Annotated in this window: 19 protein-coding genes; 9 read left to right on the top strand and 10 right to left on the bottom strand. The window is 73.9% G+C overall.

Annotated features, from left to right (window positions below; translation table 11 throughout):
* Positions 1–16 precede the first annotated feature (16 nt).
* Positions 17–1543 (top strand): LCP family protein, encoded by a 1527-nt coding sequence (locus tag ACFEMC_RS22220; protein ID WP_380171978.1) that lies wholly within the window; start codon positions 17–19, stop codon positions 1541–1543.
* Positions 1544–1631: 88 nt separating this feature from the next.
* On the opposite strand, the gene ACFEMC_RS22215 is transcribed toward ACFEMC_RS22220, so the two are convergent.
* The gene (locus ACFEMC_RS22215; RefSeq protein WP_380171976.1) at positions 1632–2630 is read right to left on the bottom strand and encodes a Gfo/Idh/MocA family oxidoreductase; all 999 of its coding nucleotides are present in this window, start codon (positions 2628–2630) and stop codon (positions 1632–1634) included.
* Positions 2631–2715: 85 nt separating this feature from the next.
* Here ACFEMC_RS22215 and ACFEMC_RS22210 point away from each other — a divergent pair, with 85 nt between their 5' ends.
* Complete coding sequence (locus ACFEMC_RS22210) at positions 2716–3702, top strand: LacI family DNA-binding transcriptional regulator (RefSeq protein ID WP_380171974.1); 987 nt, start codon at positions 2716–2718, stop codon at positions 3700–3702.
* A gap of 64 nt (positions 3703–3766) precedes the next feature.
* A complete protein-coding gene (locus ACFEMC_RS22205; RefSeq protein ID WP_380171972.1) occupies positions 3767–4339 on the top strand; it encodes a hypothetical protein in 573 nt (190 codons plus the stop codon).
* Positions 4340–4346: 7 nt separating this feature from the next.
* Here ACFEMC_RS22205 and ACFEMC_RS22200 read toward each other — a convergent pair whose 3' ends face one another.
* Entirely contained in the window at positions 4347–4568 is a 222-nt protein-coding gene (locus ACFEMC_RS22200) for a hypothetical protein (RefSeq protein ID WP_380171970.1), read from the bottom strand.
* A 130-nt stretch (positions 4569–4698) separates the two neighbouring features.
* Between ACFEMC_RS22200 and ACFEMC_RS22195 the strand changes: the two genes are divergently transcribed.
* The 4 genes from ACFEMC_RS22195 (at position 4699) to ACFEMC_RS22180 (ending at position 7398) form a co-directional block, all read left to right on the top strand.
* Complete coding sequence (locus ACFEMC_RS22195; RefSeq protein ID WP_380171968.1) at positions 4699–5121, top strand: YchJ family protein; 423 nt, start codon at positions 4699–4701, stop codon at positions 5119–5121.
* Between the two features lie 69 nt (positions 5122–5190).
* Complete coding sequence (locus ACFEMC_RS22190; RefSeq protein WP_380171966.1) at positions 5191–6321, top strand: Vms1/Ankzf1 family peptidyl-tRNA hydrolase; 1131 nt, start codon at positions 5191–5193, stop codon at positions 6319–6321.
* Between the two features lie 134 nt (positions 6322–6455).
* On the top strand, positions 6456–7166 hold the full coding sequence (locus tag ACFEMC_RS22185; RefSeq protein WP_380176904.1) for a metal-dependent hydrolase: 711 nt from the start codon (positions 6456–6458) through the stop codon (positions 7164–7166).
* Positions 7167–7188: 22 nt separating this feature from the next.
* The gene (locus ACFEMC_RS22180) at positions 7189–7398 is read left to right on the top strand and encodes a hypothetical protein (protein WP_367639619.1); all 210 of its coding nucleotides are present in this window, start codon (positions 7189–7191) and stop codon (positions 7396–7398) included.
* Between the two features lie 9 nt (positions 7399–7407).
* Here the strand turns inward: ACFEMC_RS22180 and ACFEMC_RS22175 are convergent, their stop codons facing one another.
* The 7 genes from ACFEMC_RS22175 to ACFEMC_RS22145 are packed head-to-tail and all read right to left on the bottom strand — an operon-like array spanning position 7408 to position 13813.
* A complete protein-coding gene (locus ACFEMC_RS22175) occupies positions 7408–7695 on the bottom strand; it encodes a hypothetical protein (RefSeq protein WP_380171964.1) in 288 nt (95 codons plus the stop codon).
* A 60-nt stretch (positions 7696–7755) separates the two neighbouring features.
* Positions 7756–8118 carry a monovalent cation/H(+) antiporter subunit G gene (gene mnhG / locus ACFEMC_RS22170; protein ID WP_380171962.1) on the bottom strand — a complete coding sequence of 121 codons (363 nt, stop codon included), beginning with the start codon at positions 8116–8118 and terminating at the stop codon, positions 7756–7758.
* Complete coding sequence (locus ACFEMC_RS22165; protein WP_367639616.1) at positions 8118–8399, bottom strand: monovalent cation/H+ antiporter complex subunit F; 282 nt, start codon at positions 8397–8399, stop codon at positions 8118–8120. The genes mnhG and ACFEMC_RS22165 overlap by 1 nt, the downstream gene beginning before the upstream one ends.
* Positions 8396–8998 carry a Na+/H+ antiporter subunit E gene (locus tag ACFEMC_RS22160; protein ID WP_380171959.1) on the bottom strand — a complete coding sequence of 201 codons (603 nt, stop codon included), beginning with the start codon at positions 8996–8998 and terminating at the stop codon, positions 8396–8398. The genes ACFEMC_RS22165 and ACFEMC_RS22160 overlap by 4 nt, the downstream gene beginning before the upstream one ends.
* Complete coding sequence (locus ACFEMC_RS22155) at positions 8995–10575, bottom strand: Na+/H+ antiporter subunit D (protein WP_380171957.1); 1581 nt, start codon at positions 10573–10575, stop codon at positions 8995–8997. Before ACFEMC_RS22155 ends, ACFEMC_RS22160 begins: the two co-directional genes overlap by 4 nt.
* The gene (locus ACFEMC_RS22150; RefSeq protein ID WP_380171955.1) at positions 10572–11009 is read right to left on the bottom strand and encodes a Na(+)/H(+) antiporter subunit C; all 438 of its coding nucleotides are present in this window, start codon (positions 11007–11009) and stop codon (positions 10572–10574) included. Before ACFEMC_RS22150 ends, ACFEMC_RS22155 begins: the two co-directional genes overlap by 4 nt.
* Positions 11006–13813 carry a Na+/H+ antiporter subunit A gene (locus ACFEMC_RS22145; protein WP_380171953.1) on the bottom strand — a complete coding sequence of 936 codons (2808 nt, stop codon included), beginning with the start codon at positions 13811–13813 and terminating at the stop codon, positions 11006–11008. The genes ACFEMC_RS22150 and ACFEMC_RS22145 overlap by 4 nt, the downstream gene beginning before the upstream one ends.
* Before the next feature lie 95 nt (positions 13814–13908).
* On the opposite strand from ACFEMC_RS22145, the gene ACFEMC_RS22140 reads away from it, so the two are divergent.
* Positions 13909–14319, top strand: a complete 411-nt coding sequence (locus ACFEMC_RS22140; RefSeq protein WP_380171951.1) for a helix-turn-helix domain-containing protein — start codon at positions 13909–13911, stop codon at positions 14317–14319.
* Positions 14320–14335: 16 nt separating this feature from the next.
* On the opposite strand, the gene ACFEMC_RS22135 is transcribed toward ACFEMC_RS22140, so the two are convergent.
* Positions 14336–15289: a helix-turn-helix transcriptional regulator gene (locus ACFEMC_RS22135; protein ID WP_380171949.1), complete on the bottom strand. Its 954-nt coding sequence runs from the start codon at positions 15287–15289 to the stop codon at positions 14336–14338.
* 59 nt (positions 15290–15348) lie between these two features.
* On the opposite strand from ACFEMC_RS22135, the gene ACFEMC_RS22130 reads away from it, so the two are divergent.
* Positions 15349–16653: an FAD-dependent oxidoreductase gene (locus tag ACFEMC_RS22130; protein ID WP_380171947.1), complete on the top strand. Its 1305-nt coding sequence runs from the start codon at positions 15349–15351 to the stop codon at positions 16651–16653.
* Positions 16654–16684 lie beyond the last annotated feature (31 nt).

The following is a 16684-nucleotide window of genomic DNA, read 5'->3' as shown; positions in this document are numbered from 1 at the left end:
GCCGTACCGTGACAACGTGCCGACTTCCACCGACCCCGCGCCGCACGAGGTCCCCGGAGCAGGACGCCGCGCCCGCGGCCGCCACTCCGACCACGCCCACGGGACGGCCTTCAAGGTCCTCCGCGGGGTGCTGATCGCAGCGGTCGTGCTGGCGGTCGTGGCCACCGGCGGTGGCGTGTACGCGTACTACAAGCTCCAGGGCAACATCAACGCCCAGGACATCAACGGCCTGCTCGGCACCCGGCCGTCGGACGAGTCCAAGGTCGACCCGACCACGGGTCAGGACGCGGTCAACATCCTCGTGATGGGCAGCGACACCCGTGACCTGTCCGACGGCACGGGCGACGAGTACGGCGGCGCGGCAGCCGACCCCGGCGCCCGGTCGGACACCACCCTCCTCGTGCACCTCGCCGCGGACCGCAAGAGCGCCACGATGGTGAGCATCCCGCGCGACTCGGTCGTGCAGATCCCGGCCTGCAAGCTGCCCGACGGCACGATGACGAAGGCCCAGAAGGGCATGTTCAACTCCGCGTTCTCGATCGGCGGCGCGGCCTGCACCGTCAACACCGTGCAGGACCTGACGCAGGTGCCGATCGACCACTACGTCGTCGTCGACTTCAGCGGTTTCCGCTCGATGATCGACGCGCTCGGCGGCGTCACCATCTGCACGCCGGAGGCGATCAACGACAAGGACGCGGACCTGCACCTGACCGCGGGGACGCACGACGACGTCGACGGTCAGACCGCCCTCGCCTACGCCCGCGTCCGCCACATCGGCGACGGCTCGGACATCTCGCGCATCGGCCGGCAGCAGGCGCTGATGAGCTCGATGGTGCAGAAGGTGACGAGCTCGGCGATCCTCACGCGTCCCGACAAGCTCTACTCGTTCCTGGACGCGGCGACGAAGTCGGTCACCACCGACCCGGGCCTGGCGAACCTGTCCGAGATCGCGGGGCTGGCGCAGTCGCTGCAGAAGATGCCCGCCAACGGGGTGCAGTTCGTCACCGTCCCGACCGAGCCGTACCCGGCCAACCCGAACCGCGTGCAGTGGACGCCCGCGGCGGCCGCGCTGTGGCAGCAGGTCCGCACCGACACCGCGGGCCCGGCCTCGGCCACCCCGACGGCGTCCCCGACCGCAGACCCGGGCACGAGCTCGGAGCTGCTGGTGGCGCCGTCGAAGATCTCCGTCCAGGTGCTCAACGTGGGCGGGACGGCCGGCGCAGCCGGGACCCTGTCCAAGGCCCTGACCGGGGTGGGCTTCGTCTCCGGCGGCACCGGCGACGGTCAGGCCACCGACCCCGGCGAGGACGTCCTGGTCCGCTACGGCACCGACCGGCAGGACTCGGCGAACACCGTCGCCGCAGCCCTGGGCGGCGCCAAGACCCAGCTCGACCCGTCGCTGGGCAAGAACATCGTCGTGGAGGTCGCCTCCGCGGGGGTGACGGTGAGCGACGTCCGCTCCCGCGTGACGGGCACGCCCGCCGCCGCGACGCCGACCCCGACCATCACCGCCCGCGTCGCCACCGACGACATCTGCGCCTGACCGCACCCTCTGGGGGGAGGGATCGTCGTCACGTCGGGCTCGTAGGTCGAGCACGACGTGACGACGATCCCCACCCGCTGGGGCCGCGTCAGCCGACGCGGACCGGTGCCCCGGTGAGCAGCGACTCCTGCGCGGCGTCGGCGACCTTGGACGCGGCGACGGCGTCCTCGGGCCGGCACAGCTCGTCGGGTTCGCCCCGGACGAGCCCGGCGAAGGCCGCGATCTCGGCCCGGTAGGCCTCGGCGAACCGCTCCGCGAACGTCGTGTGCGGGACTCCGGCGGGGAAGCCGACGCCCGGCTCGGCCGAGCGCACCGCGGTCCGCTCGTCGAGACCGACGACGAGCGTGCCCTGCGACCCCTGCAGCTCCAGCCGCACGTCGTGGCCGGCGCCGTTGTAGCGCGAGGCGCTGACGACGGCGAGCGTCCCGTCGTCGAGCGTGCAGACCGCGAGCGCCGAGTCGACGTCCCCGACCTCGCCGATGGCGGGGTCGCCGTTGTTGCTGCCGCGCGCGTACACCTCGACGACCTCGCGACCCGTGATCCAGCGGATGACGTCGAAGTCGTGGACGCTGCAGTCGCGGAACAGCCCTCCGGAGGTGGCGAGGAACGCGACGGGTGGCGGGGTGACGTCGCAGGTCACGGCCCGGATGGCGTGCAGCCAGCCGAGCTCCTCGGCGGCGTGGGCGCGCTTGGCCTCGCGGTAGCCGGGGTCGTAGCGGCGCTGGTGGGCGATGCGGACGACGCCGTCGTGGCGGTCTATGAGGTCGAGCACGGGCAGCGACTGCGCGACGTCGGGGGCGACCGGCTTCTCGCAGAGCACGGGGATGCCCGCCTCGACGCCGGCGCGGATGAGCTCGGGGTGCTGGGCGGTGCCGGTCGCGACGACGAGGCCGTCGATCCCGGACGCGAGCAGGGCGGCGACGTCGGCGGCCGCGTCGGCCCCCACCTGCGCCCCGACCTCCCGCGCGCGGGCGGCGTCGACGTCGGCGACGGTGACCCGGCCGACGCCAGGGGTCGCCACCAGCGTCCGGGCGTGCATCGCGCCGATGCGGCCGACGCCGGCCAGGCCAAGGTGCAGGTCGGTCACGGAATCCTCCTCGTCGAGTGTGTTGGACCGGTCCAACGGCGACTACGATCGTCGGACGGACCCAGGGTGTCAAGGAGGTGAGCGCATGACCCGGCCGACCATCCGCAGCGTCGCCGCCCGCGCCGGCGTCTCCAAGTCCCTCGTCTCCCTCGTGCTGCAGGACAGCCCGAAGGTCTCGCCCGAGCGGCGCGCCGCCGTCCTGGCCGCGATGGACGAGCTCGGCTACCGCCCCGACCCGACGGCCCGCAGCCTGGCCCAGGGCCGGACCCGCGCGATCGGCCTCGTCCTGGACGACCTGCGCAACCCCTGGTTCGTCGACGTCCTCGAGGGCCTGCGGCCCGTCCTGCACGCGGCCGGGTTGCGGCCGGTGCTGGCCGAGGCGCGCAGTGAGCCCGACGCCCCGCGCACCTTCGCCGACCTGCGCCTCGACGGCCTCGTCGTCATCGGCACGCTGCCCGACCTCGCGCTCGTGGCGGAGGTGGCCGCCGACGTGCCGACCGTCCTGGCGGGGACCCGTCTGGCCGACGGGGACCCGTTCGCCGTCGACGTCGTGGCCGGGGACGACGAGACGGGCGTGCGCCTCGCCGTCGAGCACCTCCTCTCGCTCGGGCACCGCCGCCTCGCCCACGTCGCGGGCACCGGACCCGTCGGTGACCTGCGCCGACGCGCCTTCGAGGCCGCCGCTCGTGCCGGCGGAGCCGACGTCCTCGTCGAGACCGGCCCGATGACGGAGGACGCCGGTCACCGGGCGGGCCGGGCCCTGCTGACCCGTCCCGATCCGCCCACCGCCGTCGTCGCCGCCAACGACGCCACCGCCGTCGGCGTGCTGGCGGCCGCGGCGGACCTCGGTGTCGCCGTCCCGGGCGCGCTGTCCCTCGTCGGCTACGACGACACCTCGATCGCCAGGCTGCGCGCCGTCTCGCTCACGAGCGTCGACAACGCCGCCCACGAGGTGGGACGGCTCGCCGCCCGGCGCCTCCTGGACCGGCTCGAGGACCCCGACGCCCCCGCCGACCTCCAGCTCGTCGCCCCCCGGCTCGTGGTGCGGGCGACGACGGCCCCGCCGACCTGACCGTCGGCTGGGAGAAGGCGAGAACACCGCGCACCACCGTGCCGCCTCCGGCACCCTCGCGGACGTGCCCCGCTGGTTCCTCGTCGTGTCCGCCGTCGCCGGCATCGGCTTCGCCGTCCCGACCGTCCAGGCCGCCGCCGCCGGCGACGTCCGGACGGTGGTGGTCGGCGTCATCGTCACCGGCTTCTCCTGGTGGCCCCTCGTGACGTGGCTGCGGTACCGGCGGGACCCTGTCGACCCGGGGGAGCCGGACGGCCTGCCTCCGGAGGACCTCACGGCGCGCGGCGCGCGGCGGTGGCTCCTCCCCGTGGTGCTCCTCGTGGTCCGGTTCCGGACGGGCGTCGAGAAGCACTACCCGTGGGCGGACGTGCTGGAGCTGTCGTGGTCCGCACCGCACTGGCTGATGTCCGGATCGGGACCCGTGGCCCGCGTCCGCGGGAACGCCTACGACACCCCGGGACCGACCAGCCCGGCGCAGCTCGCCGCCGTCCTGCTCGCCGGACACGACCACCGGCTCTGGGGGCGGAAGCAGGTCCGGCGGGCTGCGGCCCGTCACGGGATCCCGTTCACCGACGACCTCGTCACCCTCGTCGGCTCCGGGCGACGCCCGGCCCGGCTCCCGGGGGAGCACTCCTGACCGGGCGTCAGCCCTCCGAGCGCGCCCGGGCGCACCGGCGCGCCTGCCACAGGAACGACACCGCCGCGGCGGCGAAGGCGACGGCCGGGAGGTGGGCGAGGTCCCGCCCGCCGCCGAGGGCCTGGAGCCAGTTCGAGACCGAGATGGCTGCGAAGGCCACGGCCAGGGCGATCCAGGTGCGCGGAGTCTGCGCCCAGGTGGCGGTCTGCGTCCTGCGTCGCTGCGTCATGGCTCCACCGTGGCCGACGAACGCTGCGAGGTCGTCCGTCGATCGTCGGAGAACCACGGGACGGACGACTCACGCCGCGTCGGGGGATCGCCGACGTGAGGTCCAACACCGTTGCAGGCATGATCCGGTGATGCTCGAGACCACCGGGTCGTCCCCGCCACCGGCCGACCTCCCGTGCCCCTGCGGCTGGGGCGAACCCCTGGCCGGGTGCTGCGGCCGCTACCTCACCGGCGGCGCCGACGCCCCCACGGCCGAGGCGCTCATGCGCTCGCGCTACACCGCGTTCGTCGTCGGCGACGTCGAGCACCTCCAGCGCAGCTGGCACCCCGCCACGCGCCCGGACGAGCTCGACCTCGACCCTGACGTGCAGTGGCGCCGGCTCGTCGTCCTGGCGACGGACCACGGCAGCCCCTTCGACGACACCGGCTCCGTCGAGTTCGAGGCGCACTACCGGCTGGCCGGCCGGCGAGGGGTCCAGCACGAGGACTCGCGGTTCTCCCGCGTCGAGGGCCGATGGGTGTACGAAGGGCCGGTGGGAAACCGAGTCGCGTGATGCGGCGGTCGTCCTGCACTGTGGGTGACAGGCAAGAGCGGACAGCAACACCGTCACGAGGGAGTCCCTGTGAAGCTGACCTGGCTCAAGGACGTGGCCACCGATCCCGGGCCCTCCGTCTCCGTCTACGTCGACGCGACCCGGGACCGGGCGACGGGCGCGCACGACATCGACCTGCGCTGGCAGGAGGCCCGATCGGCGCTCGCCGGTCAGGGCGCCCCGGAACCGGCGCTCGCCGCCCTCGACGCCGTCGCGACCGAACCGACCGGGGTCGGCGGACACGTCGGCCGCGCGCTCGTCGCCACCGCGACCGGGCTGCAGCTCGACCTCGTCCTGGCCGCGCCGCCGGAGCGGGACGAGGCCACGACCGGACCCGTCGCGCACCTCATGCCGCTCGTCCGCTCCATGGCCGATGACGTCCGTTACGTGCTCGTCGAGCTCGACCGCGCGGGCGCCGACGTCACCGTGGCCCGCACGGGCGCGGTCGTGGGACGCGAGCGGCGGACCGTGGAGGGCGGACACGACCTGCTGCACAAGGGGTCCGGCGACAACCGCGCCGAGCACCGGTACCAGCGGACCGTCCAGGACTCCTGGGACCACAACGCCGCCGCCGTCGCCAGCGACCTCGCCGACCTCGTCCGCCGCGAGCGGCCCGACGTCGTCCTCGTCACCGGCGACCCCAAGGCCATGGCGTCGCTGAAGGACAAGGCACCGGCCGCCCTGGCGTCGTCGATGTGCGAGGTCAAGGGCGGTGGCCGTGCCGCCGGCACCCGCGAGAAGGCCTTCGAGGCCAACGTCGCAGCTGCCCTCGACGTCGTCCGTGCCCGTCGCCGGCAGGCCGTCGTCGACGAGTTCGCCCAGGAACGCGGTCGGCAGGGCCGCGCCGTCGAGGGTCTCGACCCCGTGGTCTCCGCGCTGCGCGCCGGGCAGGTGCGGACGCTGCTGCTGGTCGACGACCCGACGTCCACCGACCGGCTGTGGACGGGCCCCGGCCCGCTCGAAGTCGCCACCACCCGCGAGGACCTCGACGTCCTCGGCGTGGGCGACGTCGTCCAGGTGCGCGCCGACGCGGCCCTCGTGCGCGCCCTCGCGGCCTCCGACGCCGAGATCGAGCTCGTCCCGCGGCCCGAGGAGGACGGCGAGGAACCGCTGCTGTCCATGACCGACGGGATCGGCGCGCTCCTGCGCTACGCCGTCTGACCCCTGGGCCGGCGGCTGTCCCGGGGTGGAACGTTGACTCCCCGGTGACGATCATCGTCCGCGGGGAGTCAACGTTCCACCCCCGAGTCCGCGCTACCCTCCAGGCCTCTGACCTGGGAGGACGACACACCGTGATGGGCCCGGCGCACGCCGCCAGCGGACTGGCGGCGGGGGCCCTGACCCTCGGCGTCGCCGCCACGCACCTCGGCATCGACCGACCCCTCGAGCAGCTCGCGTGGGTCGTGGCGTGGGGCGGGTTCGCCTACCTGCCCGACCTGGACCAGAAGGGCTCGACGGCCGGGTCGATGTGGGGGCCCCCGACGCGGTGGCTGTCCCGGGTCATCGGCGTCCTCGCCCGCGGCCACCGCGGCGGCACGCACGACGTCGTCGTGGCGCCGCTCGTCTTCGGGACCCTCGCCGCGCTGGCCGCGACGAACCGCTGGTCCGCGCTGGCTGTGCTCGCCCTGGCGATCGGGCTGGCGCTGCACTCGGTGGCCCAGCTCATCCCCGGCGGCACCGAGAAGACCGCCGCGGGCAACCTCGCGCTGTCCCTGCTGGCCGCGTGGTGGCTCACCGCGCAGGGCGTCGTGCTGCCGTGGCTGCCCGTGGCGGTGGCCGGCGGTGTCGTCGTCCACGTGCTCGGGGACGCCCTCACCACCGACGGGGTCCCGGTGCCGTTCACGACGTGGCTGCGCAAGCGTCCGTGGACCGTCGGCCTGCGCCTGTTCCGTGCCGGTCGCGGGCCCGAGCCGCTGCTGCAGTACTTCGTGTTCCCGACGCTGACGGTGCTGGGCCTGGTGCGCTACGTCGGCCCGGTGCGGGACCTGCTGACCCCGCTGGTCTGAGGCGTTCCGGCACACTGGGGGCGTGGCGAGGCAACCGTGGTGGCGGGCGACGAAGACGCTGGAGCAGTCGAAGCGGTCCGGGCTGCTCTACGCGGTCGTGGCGGCGCTGTCGTGGGGCGTGGTCCTCACCGACGGCAGCCCGCTCGCCTGGCTGGCCGCGGTCGCCTTCACCGCGGGGGCGGTCTACTTCCTCGCGGCCTGGCGGGTCCGGCGCTCCCACGAGGGGGACTGACCCCCGGGGTCAGCTGAGACGGGCCCGCGCGGTCGGGGCGCCGATGAGGCCGGCGGCGCGGGCGCGGCGGACGGCGGCGGCGGTGCTGCGCACACCGAACCGCTCCCGCAGGCCGGAGACGGTGGCGGTGACCCCGCGCACATCGAGGGCGAGTTCGGCACCCGCGCCCACGAGGGGTCGCCCGTCAGCGACGAGCTCCAGGAGCCGACGTTCGACGGCGGTGACGGTCGGGGGGTCGGCCTGGTGGTCGTCCACGGTCCACTCCTCGGGCCCGGTGCCGTGCCCTGTGTTGGACACTCACGCAACGTTACGTTGCCGCGGGGCACCGCGCCAGAGCCGTTCCACCGGGCGGAAGCCTCAACCGGCCGACCGTTCCTCCTCGGCCAGCTTCTCGGCCAGGTCGTCGTGGTCCAGCACGGACTCGTCGACCTGGCCCGTCCGGTAGGCGGCCCGGCCGACCATGTGCGCCGCGACCGGGACCGTGAGCAGCTGGAACGCGGCGATGGCCACGAGGGTGGCGATGTCGGTGGTCCGCTGCAGGGCGATGCCCACGGCGACCAGGGACAGCACGACGCCCAGCACCTGCGGCTTGGCCGTCGTGTGCATGCGGGCCAGGACGTCGGACAACCGCAGCAGCCCGATGGCCGCCACCAGCGTCAGCAAGCAGCCCAGCAGCAGCGCCGCCGATCCGACGACGGTCCCGATCGTGCTCCAGTCCATCAGCGACGTCCCCTCTCCGCGGCGCTCTCCTTGGACGCGTAGCGCGCCACGCTGACCGACCCCACGAACCCGACGAGGGCGAGCACGACGATGACCGGCAGCGTCGTGGCGTGGCGGTTGGCCGCGGCCTCGACGCACAACCCGATGACGACGATCGCGACGATGACGTCGAGGGCGATGACGCGGTCGAGCATCGTGGGGCCCTTGGCGACGCGCAGCAGCGCCAGCAGCGCGGCCACGGTGAGCATCCCCACGCACAGGGCGATGACGACGGGGTTCACGGGCGGCTCCCTCCGCACAAGGCGTCCGAGCCGTCGGCCCGGCAGCGGTCGAGGTACTCGGCGTAGGCCTGCGGCGTCGCGAACGTCCGCATGATCCGGCGTTCGGTGAGGAGCACGTTGCGCCGGGTCTCCTCCCGGCCCTCCGCGCTGTCGACGCCGAGGGCGTGGATGTAGATCGACCCCTGGCCGCCGAGCGCGGACGGGGCCCCGATCTCCACGACGACCGAACCCGGGACGAGCGAGACGAGTTCGGCGGTCATCGTCACGAACAGGTCCGACCCGCTGTGCAGGGGAACCCGCACGACGGAGTTGCGCGGCTGCTTCCCCGGCCGGACCGCGAGCCACGCGACCTGGGCGCTCGCGGCGAAGAGGTCGACGAGGAACCGGCCGAGCAGCAGCAGGATCCGCAGCGGCCGGATCCGCAGGCCGAACCGCACGGTCGGCAGCGGCAGGACGATCGTCACGAGCAGTCCGAGCAGCGTCCCGGACAGGACGTTCGCCCACGACAGGTCGCCCCACAGCAGCAGCCACAGCACGACGAGCCAGACGAGCATCGGCACGCTGACGCGTTCGCGCAGCGAGAGGACCTTGGCGTTCACGACCCCACCTCCGCAGCGCCGCCCTGCAGGACGGTGTCCACGTACGGGGCGCGGTCCAGCAGGTCCTGCGCGGCCCGGTCGCTGATGCCGAACAGCGGACCGGCGATGACCGTGATCCCGACCCCGACGGCGACGAGGGCCGCGGTCGGGACGAGCATCCCCAGCGGGGTGCGGACACCGACCCGCGTCGCGGTCGCGAGCCCGGCGACCCGGTCGCGGTCGGTGTGCTCCTGGGGTTCCTGCCAGAACGCCCGGTTCCACACCTTGGCGATGGCGTAGAGGGTCAGCAGGCTCGTGACGACCCCGCCGGCGACGAGGACGTAGGCGGGCCAGGTCCCGACGTCGACACCGGCCTGCAGCAGACCGAGCTTGCCGATGAACCCGGAGAACGGCGGGATGCCGGCGAGGTTCATCGCGGGGACGAAGAACAGCACCGCGAGGACGGGTGTGCGTTTGGCGAGCGAGCCCAGGGCGTCCAGGGACGTGCTCCCCGCGTACCGCTCCACCAGCCCCGTCACGAGGAACAGCGTCGTCTGCACGGTGATGTGGTGCGCGACGTAGAACACCGCGCCCGACAGGCCGGCCGTCGTCCCGAGGGCGATCCCGAAGACCATGTACCCGATGTGGCTGACGAGCGTGAACGACAGCAGACGTTTGACGTCGCTCTGGGCCACGGCGCCGAGGATCCCGACGACCATCGTCGCCAGCGCCACCCACAACAGCAGGTCCGCGGCCTGGCCGCCGGGGAACAGCAGCGTCTCGGTGCGGATGATCGCGTAGACGCCGACCTTGGTCAGCAACCCGGCGAACACGGCCGTGACGGGGGCCGGCGCCGTCGGGTAGGAGTCCGGCAGCCACGCCGAGAGCGGGAACACCGCCGCCTTGATCCCGAACCCGACGAGCAGCAGCAGGTGCAGGACGAGCTGGACGTCGGGGTCGACCTCGCGCAGCCGGACGGACAGTTCGGCCATGTTCACGGTCCCCGTCGCCATGTAGACGAGGGCGATCGCGGTGAGGAACACCATCGACGACAGCAGGCTCACGACGACGTACGTCGTCCCGGCCCGCACGCGCGCCTTCGTCCCGCCGAGGGTCAGCAGGATGTAGCTGGCGGCCAGCAGGATCTCGAACCCGACGTAGAGGTTGAACAGGTCCCCGGACAGGAACGCGTTCGAGACGCCGGCCGACAGCACGAGGTACGTCGGGTGGTAGATCGAGACCGGCGTCCCCTCCTCGCCGTCCGCGACGCCCTGCGCGAGGGAGTAGAGCAGGACGGCGAGGGTGACGACGGAACTCACGACGAGCATGAGCGTCGAGAGCCGGTCCGCCACCAGCGGGATCCCGAGCCGGGAGGGCCAGCCGCCGACGGCGATCGAGTAGGTCCCGTTGCCACGGTCGGTGAGGACCAGCATCGCGACGGTGGCGGCGACGACGATGCTCAGCGCGGTGACGCTGATGGTGCGCTGGGCCCGCGGCCGGCGGGCGAGCGCCAGGGTCAGCCCAGCCGCGAACAACGGCAGGACGACGGGCAGCGGCAGCAGGACGCGGGGCCAGTCGTTCCAGTCGATCCCGTTCACCGGCTCACCCCCTCGCCCTCTTCGTCGCTCGTCTCGTGCGTGTCGTCGTCGTAGCTGGCGGACGTCTCGTCGAGTTCGGCCCGCCGCACGATCCGGCGGTCCTCGACGTCGTCCTGGACCTCGTCGTGGCCGTCGATCTGCCAGCTGCGGTAGGCCAGGGCGAGGACGAACGCCACCATCCCGAGCGTGATGACGATGGCCGTCAGGACCATGGCCTGGGGGAGCGGGTCGCTCATCGTCTCGGCGGTCGTCCCGCCGGACAGGATCGGCGCCCGGCCGGGCCGGCCGCTGGCGACGAGGAACAGGATGTTGATCCCGTTGCCGAGCAGCACGATGCCGACGAGCACGCGGGTGAGGGTGCGTTCGAGCAGCAGAGCGACCCCGCAGGCGACGAGCACCCCGGAGACCACCACGAGCGTCAGGTTGGGGCTCACCGGGAGACCTCCTCCTCGATCTGGCGGTCGACCTCGGCGCCCAGGCTGCGGATGACGTCGACGACGAGGCCGACGACGAGCAGGTAGACCCCGACGTCGAAGAACAGGGAGGTCACGAGCTTCACGTGACCCAGGAGCACGACGTCGAACTGGATGATCGCGGTCTGCAGCACGCCCTGGCCGATGAGGATGCCGACCAGGCCGGTGCCCGCGGACAGGAACAACCCGCTGCCGAGCAGCCAGCCCGCGTTGATGGGGACCGCGGTGTTGAACTCGTACCGGCCGCCCGCGAGGTAGCGCACGACGAGCGCGAGACCGGCGACCAGACCGCCGGCGAACCCGCCGCCGGGCTGGTTGTGGCCGGAGAACACCAGGTAGATCGACAGGACCAGGATCGCGTGGAACGTCAGCCGCGTGACGACCTCGAAGACCACCGAGCGCCGTTCGGGGTCGACCGTGCTGCCCGCGGGCAGCCAGTTCTGCAGGCGCGACCTCCGCGGCGCGTCCTCCTGCGGGTCGGTGTGCGCCGTGAACGCCTGGTCGATCGAGCCCATGCGCCGGTTGAACACCAGGCTGGCGACGCCGGTCGCCGCGACGAGCAGCACCGAGATCTCGCCCATGGTGTCCCAGGCGCGGGCGTCGACGAGCGTCACGTTGACGACGTTCTTCCCGCCGCCGAACGAGTACGCGAGGTCGGGCAGGTCGATCGAGACGGGGACGGCCACCCGGGCGCCGGAGGCGACGAGCGCGAACAGCGACGTGCAGGTGCCGACGGCGACCCCGATCGCGACCCGCACCCACCGCGTCCCCACGAGCGGACGCGAGGAGAAGAACGGGGGCAGCCGCCGCAGCGCCAGGACGAACACGACGAGCGTGATGGTCTCGGCCAGCGCCTGCGTGAGCGCGAGGTCCGGGCCGGCGTGCAGCACGAACAGCAGCGTCACGCCGTAGCCCGTGACGCCCGCGAGCATGACGGCCCGCAGCCGGCGCCGGGCCCGCACGGTGAGGACCGCCGCCGCCACGACGACGATCCCGACGAGGACCTGCCCGACGTTGTCGTACAGCACGACGTCGCTGGGCCACGGCCGCGTCCACAGCAGGGCGCCGCCCGGGACGAGCACCACGACGAGCAGGATCGAGGCGAGGTAGATCGGCAGCGAACCACGCTGCGTGGCACCGGTGACCTCGACGGCGATGCGGTCGACCGCGCGGACCGTCTTGCGGTACCCGCGGTCGGCGCCGGGGACGGCCGGGCCGCGCGCCTGCAGCGCCTCGACGCGGTCCTTGGTGACGACGAGGACGGCGGCCAGCCCGAAGGTGAGGACCGTCAGCAGCAGCGGTGCGGAGAACCCGTGCCACAGCGCGAGGTGTTCGGCCTCACCCGGGAGGTCGTGCGCGATGAGTGCCGCGGGCCGGTCCACGAGCGGGGCGAGCGGCCCGGCGAGCAGGGTGACGCCCGCCAGCACGAGGGGGGAGGCGATGAGCCCGGCCGACGGCCGCGGGGAGGTGGAGTCGGGGACGCCGGGTTTGCGCCAGAACGTCCCCCACACGAACCGCGCCGAGTACGCGGCCGTGAGCACCGATCCGAGCACCAGCACGCCGAGCACGACGGGGTCCTGCAGGAACGCCGCGTACGCGGCCTCCTTGGCGACGAATCCCGCCGCCACGGGAACCCCGGCCATCGAGGCGGCCGAGACGGTGCCGACGACCGCCAGCAGCGGCATCCGGCGACCGAGCCCGGACAGTTCGCGCAGGTCCCGCGTGCCGGTCTGGTGGTCGACGATGCCGACGACGAGGAACAGCGACGCCTTGAACGTCGCGTGGGCGATCAGCAGCGCGATCCCCGCCGTCGTGGCGGCCGCGGTCCCCGCCCCGACGAGGACGGTGAGGAAACCCAGCTGGCTGACCGTGCCGAACGCGAGCAGCAGCTTGACGTCGTGCTGGCGCAGCGACCGGTACCCGCCGATGACCATCGTCGCCAGGCCCAGGACGAGGACCGTCGTCCGCCACTCGGGCATCTCGGCGGCCGCCGGGGCGAACCGCGCGACGAGGTAGATCCCGGCCTTCACCATGGCGGCCGCGTGCAGGTAGGCGCTGACGGGCGTGGGTGCGGCCATCGCGGCCGGCAACCAGAAGTGGAACGGAACGAGCGCGGACTTCGAGATCGCGCCGACGAGCAGCAGGACGACGGCGACCGTCACGGCCGGACCCGTCGGGAAGTCCACCAGGACCGCCGACAACCGGTAGGTCCCGGCCGCCTGTCCGATGACGATCAGCCCCACGAGCATCGCCAGGCCGCCGAACGTCGTGACGACGAGCGCCTGCGTCGCGGCGCGGCGGGCGGAACGCTTGTGCGCGTCGTACCCGATGAGCAGGTACGAGAACACCGTGGTGAGTTCCCAGAACACGTACAGCTGGACGAGGTCGTCGGCGAGCACGAGCCCGGTCATCGCCCCGGTGAACGCCGTCAGGACCGCCGCGAACCGCGCCGAACCCGGGTCCTTCGCGTGGAAGTAGCTGCCGCAGTAGAACAGGACGAGGGCACCCACCCCGCCGACGAGGAGCGTCAGGACCCACGACAACGGGTCGAGGCGGAACGCGAGTTCGGCGCCGAGGGAGGGCACCCAGGGGACCACCACCTCGGGGGTCTGCCCGCGCAGGACGGCGGGCCCCTGGAACGCCGCCCAGACCGTCGTGGCCGTGGGGGCGAGGGCGAGCAGCGTGAACGCGCGCCGGTCGAGCCACCTCACCAGGGGCACGGCGAGGACGGCGGCGACAGCGTGGACGAGCAGCAGTGTCAGCACGGCCGGTCCTCACGAATCGGGGGCAGGTCGGTCCTCACAGCGTAACCCAAGTTTTCGTTCTGTTCGATTCGGGGGAACCCTGCTACGGTCGGACGGTGTCGTCGACCGTCGCCTGCCACGGCGCCGAGGTCACCGTCCGACCCGGCCTCGAAGGTCTCGCTGAACTCGCTGAACTCCTCGCTGCACAGCCCGAGGCACTGCTGTCGTTGAAGGTTGGCCGACGCGCGGTCGCGGTGCCACCGGAACTGGCGCACGCCCTGCGCGAGGCCGTCACCGCCCTCGCCCACGGCGAGGCCGTCACCCTCACCCCGCACGAGGCGCTGCTGACCACGCAGGAGGCCGCCGACGTCCTCGGCGTCAGCCGGCCCACGATGGTGCGGCTCCTGGAGTCGGGTGCTCTGCCGTACACCAAACCCGGGACGCACCGCCGGGTGCTGCTCGAGGACGTGCTCGCGTACGCCGAGCAGCACCGCACGCCCCGCGCTCCCGCACCCCGGCACGCCTGAACCGGACCAGTCCCGCTCAGTCCCGTGCGGCCGCGCCGAGGTGGGCGGCCGCCGTGGCGAACGCGTCCCGCAGCTGCGCCGGTCGCACGTCGGTCATCGGGCTGCCGAAGGTCGTGAACAGGCCCGCGAGCCCGATCCAGGACCAGGCGCCCATCGCCAGTTCGCAGCGGACGTCGTCCACCCGTCGGACGACGGCGCCGCCGGGGGCGAACCGCGCGACCAGGTCCGCCGGCAGGTCGAGGACCGCGGACCCGGTGCACGGCCAGGGCGCGAGCCGGTCCCCCCGGTCCACGGTGCCCTGGACCAGGGCGCCCGGCCCGCCCTCGGGCAGGGGCCGCTCGCGGAAGGGCACCGCCGTCGGTTCCAGGTCGGTGTCCTCACCGAGGCGGAGGACGCCCCAGTCCTGTCGGGCCCGGTCCCACGCGACGAGGTACCAGCGCGCGGCCCAGACGACCAGGTGGTGCGGTTCCAGCAGTCGCGACTCCTCGGGCCCGGGCGCGCGCAGCAGTTCCCGCCGCCTCACCGCTGCTCCGACGGTGCGCACGACGTCCGCCGGGGGTGGCGGCGCGGGGAACTCCCACTGGTTGGGGAGGGCCGTCACCGTGAAGGCGTCCGCGTCCCGCCGCAGTCGTCGGGGCATGACCTGCCGGACCGTGGCCAGCGCCCGGCGGTTGGCGTCCTCGATGCCGCGCAGCACCGAGGACGAGGTCTGCAGCGCGACCACGACGGCGACCACCTGCTCCTCGTCCAGCACGAGCGGAGGCAGCGCTCCGCCCGGGCCGAGCCGGTACCCGCCGCCCGCACCCTTCACCGGTTCGACGGCGTAGCCCAGTTCGCGCAACGTCTCGACGTCGCGTCGGACCGTGCGTCGCGAGGTGTCCAAGCGGCGGGCCAGCTCCTCGCCGGTGAGCGTCGAGCCGGCGGTCAGCATCGAGAGCAGGCTCAGTGCTCGCGCCGACGTCGACGGCATCGGACCTCCCGGGGGAGTGGTGGCCATCCGGTGGCCGCTGGGTCTCCCATCGTGCCGCCATGACCTCTCCCAGCACAGCCCCGCAGCGCGTCCTCGTCGTCGGGGGCGGGATCGGCGGCCTCGCCCTGGCCGCCGGCCTGCGCCGCCACGGCGTCGACGTCGTCGTCCACGACCGTGACACCGACCCCGCGGCGACCGGCGGGTACCACCTCACCCTCGACACCGCGGCGCAGCGGGCCCTGCGCGAGCTCCTCGAGCCCGAGCTGTACGCGCGGCTGCTCGCCTCGGCGTCCGCGGTGCGGCGCCGGCCGCCGGACGTCTGGTTCGACTGGCGCGGTCGGCCGCTCGGCGAGATCGCGGTGAAGGGCCTGGACCCCGACAGCGTCGACGTCGACCGCATCACCCTGCGCCTGCTGCTGGCCGAGGCCGCCGGCGACAGCCTCGTCCTGGGCAGCACGTGCACGGGGGTCGGCCGTGACGAGGGCCCGGGTGGACGCGCCCGGGCGACCTTCGCCGACGGCCGCACCGACGAGGGCGACCTGCTCGTCGGCGCGGACGGGCCGCACTCCCTCGTCGTCCGCCACCTCCTCGGGCACCCGACCAGCCGGCCCGCGGGGCTCCTCGGGATCTCCGGCCGGACCCGCGCCGCCGACCTCGACCCCGCCGAACGCGCCCGCCTCGGTCCCCGGTCCAGCCTCACCGTCGGCCCCCGCGGCACCGCCCTCTACACGGGGTTCCTCGACCCGGACGGGTACGCCGTGCTCGACGCCGCCCACGACCGGGCCGCCGTCACGACCGGTCCGACGTACGTCTGGGGCGCGATGGTCCCCGAGGCGGCCGCCTCCGCCGCGCTGCGCGAGCAGCGGGGCGGGCCGTTGCGCGACACGACCGTGGCGGCCCTGCGGGTGGCCGGGTGGGGGGAGGAGCCCCTGCAGGTGCTCGGGCGGACGGACCCCGCGACGGTCGCCTCCTACCGGTTCCACGTCGGCCCGCGGGACGTCCGCGACATGGCGCCCTGGCCCGCCGGCTGCCTCACCGCCCTCGGCGACGCCGTCCACGCCACCTCTCCCACCGCGGGCAAGGGAGCGGGGACGGCGATCGTCGACGCGCACGCACTCGTCACCGAGCTGCTGGCCGCGCGAGCCGGGACGAAGACGCTGGCCACCGCCGTCAGCGCCTTCGAGACCGGCATGCGCCACCGCGGCACCGCGGTGACGAACCTGTCGATGGCGACGGTGGACCGCATCCTCGCCGGCGCCGCCCCGGCCGGGTCCGCGCTGACCCGGCTGTCCCTGCCGGTGCTGGCGTGGTCGACCGCGGTGCGGGGCCGGCTGGGCGGTCGCGGAGAATCCGCGCTGCGATGATCGCGGGGTGACGGAGGAGCCGTGGGTCAGG

This window comes from Kineococcus sp. DHX-1 (assembly GCF_042473625.1).
Lineage (GTDB): Bacteria > Actinomycetota > Actinomycetes > Actinomycetales > Kineococcaceae > Kineococcus.
Note: the sequence above shows the minus strand (reverse complement) of the source record. Positions and strands in the feature narration are given on the sequence as shown.

Bases quoted from the DNA above. Each gene is read 5' to 3' on its own strand.
- ACFEMC_RS22210 (WP_380171974.1), top strand. From the start codon at position 2,716: ATGACCCGGCCGACCATCCGCAGCGTCGCCGCCCGCGCCGGCGTCTCC.
- ACFEMC_RS22200 (WP_380171970.1), bottom strand. From the start codon at position 4,568: ATGACGCAGCGACGCAGGACGCAGACCGCCACCTGGGCGCAGACTCCG.
- ACFEMC_RS22195 (WP_380171968.1), top strand. From the start codon at position 4,699: ATGCTCGAGACCACCGGGTCGTCCCCGCCACCGGCCGACCTCCCGTGC.
- ACFEMC_RS22185 (WP_380176904.1), top strand. From the start codon at position 6,456: ATGGGCCCGGCGCACGCCGCCAGCGGACTGGCGGCGGGGGCCCTGACC.
- mnhG (WP_380171962.1), bottom strand. From the start codon at position 8,118: ATGGACTGGAGCACGATCGGGACCGTCGTCGGATCGGCGGCGCTGCTG.
- ACFEMC_RS22135 (WP_380171949.1), bottom strand. From the start codon at position 15,289: ATGCCGTCGACGTCGGCGCGAGCACTGAGCCTGCTCTCGATGCTGACC.
- ACFEMC_RS22130 (WP_380171947.1), top strand. From the start codon at position 15,349: ATGACCTCTCCCAGCACAGCCCCGCAGCGCGTCCTCGTCGTCGGGGGC.